The organism is Streptomyces sp. NPDC127129, assembly GCF_042671585.1.
GTDB lineage: Bacteria > Actinomycetota > Actinomycetes > Streptomycetales > Streptomycetaceae > Streptomyces.
The window spans coordinates 84,839-95,923 of record NZ_JBHXTV010000017.1 but is presented as its reverse complement, the minus strand read 5'-3'; the positions used below and the strand labels follow the sequence as shown (position 1 = coordinate 95,923).

The 11,085-nt window shown below is 72.3% G+C and carries 9 protein-coding genes; 6 read left to right on the top strand and 3 right to left on the bottom strand.

What is annotated here, in order from left to right:
- Nucleotides 1-122: 122 nt before the first annotated feature.
- The gene (locus ACFVGW_RS29100) at nt 123-1,151 is read right to left on the bottom strand and encodes a LacI family DNA-binding transcriptional regulator (RefSeq protein WP_385854025.1); all 1,029 of its coding nucleotides are present in this window, start codon (nt 1,149-1,151) and stop codon (nt 123-125) included.
- Nucleotides 1,152-1,363: 212 nt separating this feature from the next.
- On the opposite strand from ACFVGW_RS29100, the gene ACFVGW_RS29095 reads away from it, so the two are divergent.
- The 6 genes from ACFVGW_RS29095 to ACFVGW_RS29070 all read left to right on the top strand — a co-directional run bounded on the left by ACFVGW_RS29095 (nt 1,364) and on the right by ACFVGW_RS29070 (nt 9,078).
- The gene (locus ACFVGW_RS29095) at nt 1,364-2,713 is read left to right on the top strand and encodes an ABC transporter substrate-binding protein (RefSeq protein WP_385854024.1); all 1,350 of its coding nucleotides are present in this window, start codon (nt 1,364-1,366) and stop codon (nt 2,711-2,713) included.
- A gap of 270 nt (nt 2,714-2,983) precedes the next feature.
- Complete coding sequence (locus ACFVGW_RS29090) at nt 2,984-3,982, top strand: carbohydrate ABC transporter permease (protein WP_385854023.1); 999 nt, start codon at nt 2,984-2,986, stop codon at nt 3,980-3,982.
- Between the two features lie 4 nt (nt 3,983-3,986).
- Entirely contained in the window at nt 3,987-4,862 is an 876-nt protein-coding gene (locus ACFVGW_RS29085) for a carbohydrate ABC transporter permease (RefSeq protein ID WP_385854022.1), read from the top strand.
- Nucleotides 4,863-4,983: 121 nt separating this feature from the next.
- Complete coding sequence (locus ACFVGW_RS29080) at nt 4,984-6,426, top strand: GH1 family beta-glucosidase (protein WP_385854021.1); 1,443 nt, start codon at nt 4,984-4,986, stop codon at nt 6,424-6,426.
- A 187-nt stretch (nt 6,427-6,613) separates the two neighbouring features.
- Entirely contained in the window at nt 6,614-7,180 is a 567-nt protein-coding gene (locus ACFVGW_RS29075; RefSeq protein ID WP_385854088.1) for a GNAT family N-acetyltransferase, read from the top strand.
- A 92-nt stretch (nt 7,181-7,272) separates the two neighbouring features.
- Complete coding sequence (locus ACFVGW_RS29070) at nt 7,273-9,078, top strand: VanW family protein (RefSeq protein WP_385854020.1); 1,806 nt, start codon at nt 7,273-7,275, stop codon at nt 9,076-9,078.
- Nucleotides 9,079-9,153: 75 nt separating this feature from the next.
- Here the strand turns inward: ACFVGW_RS29070 and ACFVGW_RS29065 are convergent, their stop codons facing one another.
- Both ACFVGW_RS29065 and ACFVGW_RS29060 read right to left on the bottom strand, forming a co-directional pair.
- A complete protein-coding gene (locus ACFVGW_RS29065) occupies nt 9,154-10,023 on the bottom strand; it encodes a ketose-bisphosphate aldolase (RefSeq protein WP_385854019.1) in 870 nt (289 codons plus the stop codon).
- Nucleotides 10,023-10,982 carry an SIS domain-containing protein gene (locus ACFVGW_RS29060; protein WP_383225104.1) on the bottom strand — a complete coding sequence of 320 codons (960 nt, stop codon included), beginning with the start codon at nt 10,980-10,982 and terminating at the stop codon, nt 10,023-10,025. The genes ACFVGW_RS29065 and ACFVGW_RS29060 overlap by 1 nt, the downstream gene beginning before the upstream one ends.
- Nucleotides 10,983-11,085 lie beyond the last annotated feature (103 nt).

The window sequence follows — 11,085 nt, the reverse complement described above, 5'->3', positions numbered from 1 at the left end:
GCGGCATCGTCGACCGCCCCCTTGCCAGGTTGCGCCCGGTGGCGGAAACGGGCCTTGTTGCTGCAATTCTCCGGGCATCGGGGGCCCGGTGCATCTTGGGAGAGGCTCAGGACGGAGAGGCGTCAGGACGACTCGCGGACGACCAGCTCCGTCGGCAGCACCCGGTGCGGCTGTTCCTCCGACGCCTCGGCGATCTCCTGGAGGAGCAGCCGGGCCATCGTGCGCCCCATCTCCTCGATCGGCTGCCGCACGCTGGTCAGCGGTGGGTCCATGTGCCGGGCCACGGCCGAGTCGTCGACCCCGACGAGGGCCACGTCCTGCGGGACCCTGCGCCCCGACTCCCTCAGCACACCGCGGGCTCCCGCCGCCATCACGTCCGAGGCGGCGAAGACGGCGTCGAGGCCCGGTTCGCGGTCGAGCAGCTCCCGCATCGCCCTCCGTCCGCCCTCCTCGGTGAAGTCGCCCGTGGCGACGAGCCGTTCGTCCGCGGCGATCCCGGCCTCCGCGAGGCCCCGGCGGTATCCGTCGAGGCGGCAGCGGGCGACGTACATGTCCAGGGGGCCGGTGATGGTCGCGATGCGGCGGCGGCCGCTCCCGGCGAGATGGGTGACGGCCGACCGCCCCGCACCGACGTTGTCGGAGTCCACATAGGCCACCTCCTCCGCCTCTGTACGGCGCCCGTTGAGCACGGCGGGCAGGCCGAGCGCCCGCACCTGGTCCGGCAGGGGATCGTCGCCGTGGACCGAGACGAGCAGGACACCGTCCACCCGCTGGGCGGCGAGGTACTGCTCGAAGCGCTGCCGCTCCTTGTCGTTCCGGATCAGTGTGAGCAGCAACTGCTTGTCCGCGTCGGCGAGTTCGGCGCTGACTCCGCGGATGATGTCGAGGAAGTACGGCTCGGCGAAGAGCCGGGCCTCGGTCTCGGGGATCACGAGCGCCACCGCGTCCGTACGGCTGCCCGCCAGCGCCCGGGCGGCGCGGTTGGGCACGTAGCCGAGTTCGGCGACCGCGCGGGCGACGGCGGCCTTGGCGTGTTCGCTCACCCGCGGGGAGCCGTTGATCACCCGCGAGACCGTGCCCCGGCCGACACCTGCCCTGGCCGCGACCTCCTCCAGGGTGGGCCTGCCGGTCTGGCGCCCGTTCACCACCATCTGCCGTCTCCCCTCATGTCCCCTGCGTCCCGTGACTGTATCAAGCATGGGAGCGCTCCCAAGAACGGCGTAACGGATTTCGACCCGCCTCTTGACACCCGTACGCGCCAGGCAGGAACCTTCCGGCGAGACGCAGTGGGAGCGCTCCCACGCACGAGCCGCGCGGGCCGGACAGAGCCACGCATCGCACCACCCCGGACGAGGAGAGTCGAATGCGCACTTCCAGCACGAGCCGCAGCAGACAGGCACGGCGCCGCACCGCGCGGGCCGCGGTCGCCGGGGTCGCCGTCGGCGCCGCCCTGATCACCGGCTGCGGCAGCGACGGCGGCTCCGACGAGGCCGGCGGCGACGGACGGATCACCCTGCGCATCGGGACGTTCGGGTCGTTCGGCTACGACGACAAGACGGGCGCCAAGCTCTACGCCGAGTACGAGAAGACACACCCGAACATCAAGATCGTCGAGTCGAACGTCGCCGACGGACAGAAGTACTGGGACACCCTCAAGCTGCGGCTCTCCCGCAACAGCGGACTCGCCGACATCCAGGCCCTGGAGGTCGGTTACGTCGCGGAGGCCACCGGCCCCGCCATGGCGGACAAGTGGGTCGACCTCGGCACGACCGGCGGCGCGGACCTGGGCGCCTACCTCGACTGGAAGGTCAAGCAGGCCACCACCGCCGACGGCAAGGTCATCGGACTCGGCACCGACATCGGCCCGATGGCGATCTGCTACAACAAGGAACTCTTCGCCAAGGCCAAGCTGCCCACCGACCGGGCCGCCGTCGGCGCGCTGTGGCAGGGGGACTGGGCCAAGTTCCTGAAGACGGGCGAGACCTACAAGAAGGCCGCTCCGCCCGGAACGTCGTTCCACGACTCCGCGAGCGGTCTGTTCAACGCCGTCGTCTCCAGCGAGGCCGTGCAGTACGCCGACACCAAGGGCGAGTTGGACTACGAGAACAGCCCGGGCGTGAAGAAGGCCTGGGAGACCGCCGTCGCGGCGGCGCAGGGCGGTCTCACCGCCAAGCTCCGCCAGTTCGACGAGAAGGGCACCTGGAACGCGGCCTTCAAGAACTCCGCGTTCGCCACGGTCGCCTGCCCGAGCTGGATGACCGGCATCATCAAGGACCAGGCGGGCGCGGGCAACCAGGGCAAGTGGGACATCGCCGCGCCGCCGGTGGCCGGCAACTGGGGCGGCTCGTTCCTGGCCGTCCCCAAGTCGGGCAAGCACGCCAAGGAGGCCGCGGAGCTGGCCGCCTGGCTCACGGCGCCCGCGCAGCACGCCAAGGTCTTCGGCGTGAACGGCAACATCCCCTCGACCAAGGACACGCTCTCGTCGGCGGCCGTGCAGGACGCGAAGCTGCCGTACTTCGGGGACACGCCCGTCGGCCGGATCTACTCGGAGGCCGCGGCGGGAATCACCCCGGCCCCGATCAGCCGCTGGGACGGCCAGGTGAAGACCTTCCTCACCGACAACGGCATCCTCGACATCGAGCAGCGCGGCACGGATCCCGCGAAGGCGTGGGAGAACGTCAGGAAGCTGATCGAGGACAAGATCGATCAGTAGCCGGGACGCGAGGCCGCAGGCCGCCCGGCGCTCCCCCGCCGGGCGGCCACCGCCCCGCCTTCCGCCCCGCCTTCCGCCCCGCCTTCCGCCCCGCCTTCCGCCACACCCCCGCGCCGCCCACGCGCCGGGCCCGTACGGCCCCGCGCGTCGGCCCGCGCCGCCCACGCGCCGAGCTCGTACGGCTCCGCGCGTCGGCCCGCACCACGGCACGCGCCGGGCCCGCACCGACCGCGCGCCGCGCATCCGTACCGATTCCGAAGGGACGCCCCCGTGGCCACCTCCCTCCGGGCGGCGGCCGACGGCTCCCCGCCGCCCGCTCCGCCCTCTCCCACCCCGCCCACTCCCCCACCGCCCCGCGCAGGCCTGCGCAGCCGGCTCTACCGCTGGGACCTGCGGTTCAGCCCGTACGCGTTCGTCGCACCGTTCTTCCTCACCTTCGCCGCCTTCGGGCTCTTCCCGCTGATCTACACCGGCTGGCTCTCGCTGCACCGGGTGGAGCTCGGCGGTGAGGCGGAGTGGCGGGGTCTGGACAACTACACCTCCCTCGCGGAGAGCGAGTTCTTCTGGAACGCGCTCGCCAACACCTTCACGATCGGTGTGGTGTCGACCGTCCCCCAGCTGCTGATGGCGCTCGGTGTGGCCCATCTGCTCAACTACCGGCTGCGCGCCCGGGGGTTCTTCCGGGTCGCGGTCCTCGCCCCGTACGCCACCTCGATCGCGGCGGCCACCCTCGTCTTCGCCCAGCTCTTCAACACCGACTACGGCCTGATCAACACCGTCCTGGGCTGGGTCGGGTTCGAGCCGGTGGACTGGGAGTCCTCCAAGTGGCCCGCGCAGATCGCGATCTCGACGATCGTGACCTGGCGCTGGACCGGCTACAACGCGCTGATCTACCTGGCCGCGATGCAGGCGGTGCCGAAGGACCTGTACGAGGCGGCGGCGCTGGACGGGGCCTCCCGGTGGCGCCAGTTCCTCAGCGTGACGATTCCGTCGATCCGTCCGACGATCCTCTTCACGATCGTGGTCTCCACGATCGGCGCCACCCAGCTGTTCGGCGAACCGATGATCTTCGGCGGCAGCCTCGGCATCAGCGGCGGCAGCGGCAACCAGTTCCAGACGCTGAGCCTGCTGATGTACGAGAAGGGCTGGGTGACCGGAGCGCTCGGCCAGGCGTCCGCCATCGCCTGGGTGATGCTGCTGCTCCTGCTGGTGATCGGGGCTGTCCGCACGCTCCTCGCCCGGGCGAACCGCAAGAAGCTGGGGGCCTGACCGCATGTCACGTCTGCGTGTTCCTCTCCGTCTCCGTCCGCGCCCGCCGGCCGGTGACCAGCACCGGGCCGGCCCGCTGACCTACGTCCTGCTCGGACTGGCGGCCCTGATCTCGCTCTTCCCGCTGTACTGGAACCTGGTCGCCGCCTCCCACTCGGGCGAGCGTGTCGTCTCGCCCCCGGCGCCGCTGCTGCCCGGACCCCGGCTCTTCGACAACCTCACCTTCGCCTGGAACCAGGTGGACATGGGCGAGGCACTGGTCAACACGACCGTGGTGGCGGGGCTCGTGGCGGTGTCCACGGTGCTCTTCGCCACCCTGGCGGGCTTCGCCTTCGCCAAGCTGCCCTTCAGGGGGCGGAGCGCGATGCTGGCGCTCGTCGTGGCGACCATGACGATCCCGCCCCAGCTCAGCGTGATCCCGCTGTACCGGATCATCACCGACCTGGGCTGGGTCGACCAGCTCCAGTCCGTCGTCCTGCCGTCCCTGGTCGCCGCGTTCGGCGTCTTCTTCATGCGCCAGTACCTGATCGAGGCACTGCCCGTGGAACTCGTGGAGGCGGCCCGGGTGGACGGCGCGCACAGCCTGCGGATCATCTGGCACGTGGTGTTCCCGGTCGCGCGGCCCGCGATGGCGGTGCTCGGCATGCTGGTCTTCGTGCAGGCCTGGAACGACTTCTTCTGGCCGTTCATCGCGCTCACCCCGGACGGCAGTCCCACGCTCCAGGTGGCCCTGGCCGGTCTGGGAGCCGGCAACCACACCGTCGACCAGTCGATCGTGCTGACCGGCGCGCTGATATCCACCCTGCCGCTGCTGCTGGTCTTCGCCGTGCTGGGCAAGCACATCGTCGGCGGCATCACCACGGGCGCGGTCAAGAGCTGACCCGAGGGCACGGGCCGGTCCGCGGGGCACGACCCGGCCCGCGGACCGGTGGCCGGCCCCTGTCTTCGCTTCCCTCCCCTTCCCTCCCCCGTACACCCCTCTCACCCGGGAGCACTTCCGCATGACCGCGACAGATCCCCGACCGCACACGACGGTCCGCCATTTCCCGCCCGGCTTCCTGTGGGGCGCCGCCACCGCCGCGTACCAGATCGAGGGAGGGGCGGCCGAGGACGGCCGTACGCCCTCGATCTGGGACACCTTCTCGCACACCCCGGGGAGGGTGTTCGAGGGCCACACCGGCGATGTGGCGGTCGACCACTACCACCGCTTCCGGGACGACGTCCGGATGATGGCGGACCTCGGCCTGAGCGCCTACCGCTTCTCGGTGTCGTGGCCGCGCGTCCAGCCCACCGGCCGCGGACCGGCCGTCCAGAAGGGTCTGGACTTCTACCGCCGTCTCGTCGACGAGCTGCTCGCGGCCGGCATCGAGCCGGTCGCCACGCTCTACCACTGGGACCTGCCGCAGGAGCTGGAGACGGCGGGCGGCTGGCCCGAGCGGGCCACGGCCGAGCGGTTCGCGGCCTACGCGGCGCTGGTCGGCGAGGCGCTCGGCGACCGGATCTCCCGCTGGACCACCCTCAACGAGCCCTGGTGCAGCGCCTTCCTCGGCTACGGCTCCGGGGTCCACGCCCCCGGTCGCACCGACCCCGTCGCGGCCCTGCGCGCCGCGCACCACCTGAACCTGGGCCACGGGCTCGCCGCGCAGGCGCTGCGCGCCGCGCACCCCGGGCGGGCGAGGATCTCCATCAGCCTGAACCTGCACGAGGTCCGTCCGCTCACCACGTCGGCCGCGGACCGGGAGGCGGCCCGCCGGATCGACGCGGTCGGCAACGGAGTCTTCCTGGGGCCGCTCCTCGACGGCGCGTATCCGGCCGACCTCCTCGCAGACACCGCCTCGCTGACCGACTGGGCGTTCGTACGCGACGGCGACACGGCCACGATCGGCGGGAGGCTGGACTCGCTCGGCATCAACTACTACACGCCGACGGTGGTGTCGTCGGTCACCGAGGGGATGGCGAAGCCGCAGGACGACGGGCACGGGGCGAGCGACCACTCCCCCTGGCCCGGTGCGGACGACGTCGCCTTCCACCGGGCGCCGGGCGAGCGCACGGCCATGGGCTGGGCGGTCGACCCGGACGGGCTGTACGAGCTGCTGAGCCGGATCTCCGCACGCTGCCCCGACCTGCCGCTGCTGATCACGGAGAACGGCGCCGCGTACGAGGACGAGGTCGGCGCGGACGGCTCGGTCCACGACCCCGACCGGATCGCCTATGTGCACGGTCATCTGGCCGCCGTGCACCGGGCGATCGAGGACGGGGCGGACGTCCGCGGCTACTTCCTCTGGTCCCTGATGGACAACTTCGAGTGGGCGTACGGCTACGCGAAGCGGTTCGGCGCGGTCCACGTCGACTACGACTCGCTCGCCCGCACCCCCAAGTCGAGCGCGCACTGGTACGCGCGCGTGGCGCGGTCGAACCAACTGGTGGACCCGGTGGAGGGCTGAACCGTGCCTGGTGCGTGAGGGAGAGTCCGTCCCTCACGCACCACCCCGGCCCCTTCCGTCTCCGGGGCGGTTGGTATCCTTCCCATGGATCAATGCGCCTCTCCGGCTGGGCCGTCGCCCCGCCCGGGAGGCTTTTTTCATGCCACAGAACCCGAGAAGTCCCCTCCCCCGAGCCCCGAAGCGGCCCCTGCCCGACGTGTCCGTACGCCGCGCGGGCCCTGCCGACCACCCGACCGTGGAACGTCTCTGGCTGATGTTCCGCCATGACATGTCCGAGTACAGCGGCGTGCTGCCGCACCCGGACGGAAGCTTCCGAAGGGAGCGGCTCGACTCGGCCTTCACGGACGCCGACTGGGCCGCCTACCTCGTGACGAGCGGCGAGCACCCGGTGGGTCTCGCGTTCGTCCGCGGCCTGACCGCCCACACGCGCGTGCTCAACAGCTTCTTCGTGGTGCGCGCCGCACGACGGGCGGGGATCGGGCTGCGCGCGGTGCGGGACGTCATGGCCGCACACCCGGGGCGCTGGGAGATCGCCTTCCAGGAGGAGAACACCGGAGCCGTGCGGTTCTGGCGCCGGGTGGCCGCCGACATCGCCGGCGAGGCCTGGGACGAGGAGCGCAGGCCGGTACCGGGCCGGCCGGACGTACCTCCCGACGTCTGGATCTCGCTCGACGTGCGGGCGACGTCCCGGCCGTCCCTCGGCGGGCCGGGCGTCGAAGGGCCGGGCGTCGAAGGGCCGGAGTCCGTCACATAACAGCAGGTCAGAGCCGTCCGACGTGCGTGGACCACCCGCTCGGCGTAACGTCGCGGTTGGATCTCGGGTACCCCGACCCACCGGGAGGCCGTGTGAGCGACTCCAGCGACTCCAGGCACGAGGACGACGCGACGCCGTCGTCCTCTCGCGGTCGGCGCATACGCATCGCGGTGACGGCGGCCGGAGTGGCCCTCGTCGCCGCGGGCGGGCTGTACGCGGCGGGACTCCTCGCCACGGGGAACGACATCTCCGAGGGCACCCGGGTGAACGGTGTGGACATCGGCGGCATGAGCCGCCAGGAGGCGCGGGCGGCACTGACGGCGGCTGCGCCCTCGTCCTGGACGTCCCCGATACCGGTTCGGATCGGGGCGAGCACCGGCACCGTCGATCCCGCCACGGCCGGGCTGAGCGTCGACGTGGAGAAGACCGTCGACAAGGCGGCGGATCCCTCGCGTGATCCGGCGACCGTGATCGGCCGGCTGTTCTCCACCGACGAGCGGAACGTCGAACCGGTCGTCGCCTTCGACGAGTCCGAGGCCCGCGCGGCGATGACCGAGGCGGCCCGCACCTACGACCGGACGACCGTCGAGGGGGCCGTCTCCTTCGAGGACGGGCAGGCGGTGACCGTGCAGCCCCGCATCGGACAGAAGCTGGACGTCGACGGCGCCGTGGACACCCTGCGGGCGAACTATCCCGAGCCCGAGGGCGAGAGCCCGGTGCCGCTGCCGACCGCCGTGTCCCCGCCCAGGACCGGCGAGGCGGAGACGGCCCGGTTCCTCAACACGTTCGGCACGCCCGCGATGTCGGGTCCCGTGACCCTCACCGTCGACGGCGAGAGCCTGCGGATCACTCCGACGACGCTCGGTGCGCATCTGACGGTGAAGGCGGACGACGAGGGCCGGCTCGTCCCCACGCTCGACGAGCAGGGGCTGATCCGTGACCCGGCCGTGGCGCGTCCCCTCGACAGGGTCGCCACCGGCCCGGTCGAGGCGCGCCTCGGGGTGGAGAACGGCCGGGTGGTGGTCCTCGCGGACGGGCGGCCGGGGCACGAGGTGACGGCCGAGTCCCTGGGCGCGGCGGTCATGCCGCTGCTGCCGAAGCGGGGCGACGCCGCGCGGACCGGTCCCGTGGCCACCAAGCTGATCCAGCCGGTGCTGACCCGGAAGTCGGTGGCGGAGATGGGGATCAAGGAGCAGATGTCGACGTTCACGGTGAACTTCCCCACCGCGCCGTACCGGACGATCAACATCGGCCGGGCGGTGGAGCTGATCAACGGCTCGCTGGTGAAGCCGGGCGAGGTCTGGAGCTTCAACAAGACCGTCGGGGAGCGCACCAAGGCCAACGGCTTCGTGGACGGCACGATGATCCTGGACGGGCAGTACCACGCGGCGCCGGGCGGCGGGGTCTCCGCCGTCGCGACCACGGTCTTCAACGCGATCTTCTTCGCGGGGGTCAAGCCGGTCGAGTACGGGGCGCACTCCTTCTACATCGAGCGGTACCCGCCGGGCCGGGAGGCGACGGTGGCCTGGGGCACGCTGGACCTGAAGTTCCGCAACAACTCCGACGCCTGGATCTACATCAAGGCGAGCTCCACCGACTCCTCCGTGACGGTCAGTTTCCTCGGCACGAAGAAGTTCGACGCCGTGGAGGCGGTGGAGGGTCCCCGCACCAACCTCACGGAGCCCTCCGAGCGGACCGGCTCGGGCCCGAAGTGCGAGCCGCAGACCCCGCTGGAGGGCTTCGACATCACCGTGGACCGGGTCTTCCGCGACGGCGGGGCGGAGGTCGGCCGGGAGACCTTCCGTACGCACTACACCCCGCGCGACCGCGTCACCTGCGAGGAGCCGGGAGCCGACGAGGCCCCGGGAACCGCGCAGGACTCGCCCGCGCAGGACTGACGACGCAGGCCCGGCACCGCGCAGGCCCCGGCACACGCAGGCCCCGGCACCACGCAGGCCGCGGCCCCGCGGGGCTCAGGGACCGGCGACCGAGCTGCGCACCAGGGGCGCCTCGGCTCCCAGTACGCCCAGCAGATGGGAGACGGCCTCCGCGACGGCCGTGCGCGCCGGGCCGAGGTAGCGGCGCGGGTCGACGGTCGTGGCGTTCTCCCCGAGATGGGTCCGAACGGCGCCCGTGAACGCCTTGTTGAGGTGCGTGGCCACGTTCACCTTCGTCATCCCGGCGCCGACGGCCCGGCCGAGGTCGGCGTCCCCGACGCCCGAGGAGCCGTGCAGGACGAGTGGTACGTCCACGGCCTCGCGCAGCCGGGAGACGAGGCCGAGGTCGAGGACGGCGTCCCGGGTGAGCATCGCGTGGGAGGTGCCCACGGCGACGGCGAGGGCGTCGACACCGGTGGCGGCGACGAAGGCGCGGGCCTCCGCGGGGTCGGTGCGCACGCCGGGCGCGTGGGCACCGTCCTTCCCGCCCACCTCGCCCAGTTCGGCCTCCACCCAGACGTTCTCGCGGTGGCAGTACTCGGTCATCTCGCGGGTGGCGGCGACGTTCTCCTCGTACGAGAGGGTCGAGGCGTCGAACATGACGGAGCCGAAGCCGAGGGCGACGGCCTCGCGGACGAGGTCGGGCGACTCGGCGTGGTCGAGGTGCACGGCCACCGGAACGGAGGCCCGGCGGGCGATGGCGAGGGCCGCGAGGGCGATGGGCTCCAGGGCCCCGTGATAGCGGGCGGTGTTCTCGCTGATCTGGAGGATCACGGGACGGCCCGCGGCCTCGGCGCCCGCCACGATGGCCTGCGCGTGCTCGATCTGGATCACGTTGAACGCCCCGGCGCCCGCCGCGCGCTCGCGGGCTTCGAGGACGATCTCGCCGGTGGTGGTGAGCGGCATCAGCTCTCCTCCGTCGCGCCGTGGTCGAGGACGACGGACCGGGTGAGGTTGCGCGGCCGGTCGGGGTTCTGCCCCTGGGCCTCGGCGAGCAGGACGGCGAGCCGCTGGGCGCGGACGAGGTCGGCCATCGGGTCGAGTTCGCCGTCGGCGTCGCCGGACTCCGCGACGAGGGTGCCGCCGACGCGGGCCACGTCGGCCGCGAGGCCGGTGGGGACGGGGCCGAAGGACCAGGCGACCCGGCCGGGCGCGGTGATGCTGATCGGGCCGTGGCGGTACTCCATGGCCGGGTAGGCCTCGGTCCAGGCGCCGGCGGCCTCGCGCATCTTCAGGCCCGCCTCGAGGGCGAGCCCGTAGGTCCAGCCGGTGCCGAGGAAGGTGTACTGCTCGGCACCGGTGATCTCGGCGGCGAGGGGTTCGGCGACGGCGCGCTCGGCGTCCTTGGCCGCCCGTTCGACGGTACGCACGCCGGCCGGGAGGGCGTCCTCCGCCTCCAGGTGCGCGCGGAGCAGGGCGAGGGCGGTGGTGGCGAAGCGGGTCTGCACCACCGACTCCTCGTCGGCGAAGTCGAGGACGGCGACGGCGTCCGCGGCGGCCATGACGGGGGTCGTCGGGTCGGCGGTGAGGGCGCCGGTGGCGACGGTCCCCCGGACCCGGCGGAGCAGGTCGAGGACCTCGGTGGTGGTGCCGGAGCGGGTGAGGGCGAGGATCCGGTCGTAGCGCCGCCCGGGCGGGAACTCGGAGGCGGCGAAGGCGTCGGTCTCCCCGTGACCGCCGGTCTCGCGGAGCTGTGCGTAGGCCTGGGCGATGAACCAGGAGGTGCCGCAGCCGACGACGGCGACGCGCTCGCCGCGCACCGGCAGCGCCGCGCGGTGCTGGGGCAGGGTCTCTGCGGCCTTGCGCCAGGAGGCGGGCTGGGAGGCGATTTCGGCGGCGGTGCGGGAGGGTCCCGTAGGGGGCACGTGCGACTCCTTCACAGACAGAAGATGCTCAGTCGTGCTCGTAAGAGATGATTTTCGAGCATCTTCGAGCATCGATCACTGTGCGCAGTATCCATCAGCGGCG

Excerpts from the sequence above, each read along its gene's own strand:
- ACFVGW_RS29100 (WP_385854025.1), bottom strand. The coding sequence starts at position 1,151 with ATGGTGGTGAACGGGCGCCAGACCGGCAGGCCCACCCTGGAGGAGGTC.
- ACFVGW_RS29095 (WP_385854024.1), top strand. The coding sequence starts at position 1,364 with ATGCGCACTTCCAGCACGAGCCGCAGCAGACAGGCACGGCGCCGCACC.
- ACFVGW_RS29085 (WP_385854022.1), top strand. The coding sequence starts at position 3,987 with ATGTCACGTCTGCGTGTTCCTCTCCGTCTCCGTCCGCGCCCGCCGGCC.
- ACFVGW_RS29080 (WP_385854021.1), top strand. The coding sequence starts at position 4,984 with ATGACCGCGACAGATCCCCGACCGCACACGACGGTCCGCCATTTCCCG.
- ACFVGW_RS29065 (WP_385854019.1), bottom strand. The coding sequence starts at position 10,023 with ATGCCGCTCACCACCACCGGCGAGATCGTCCTCGAAGCCCGCGAGCGC.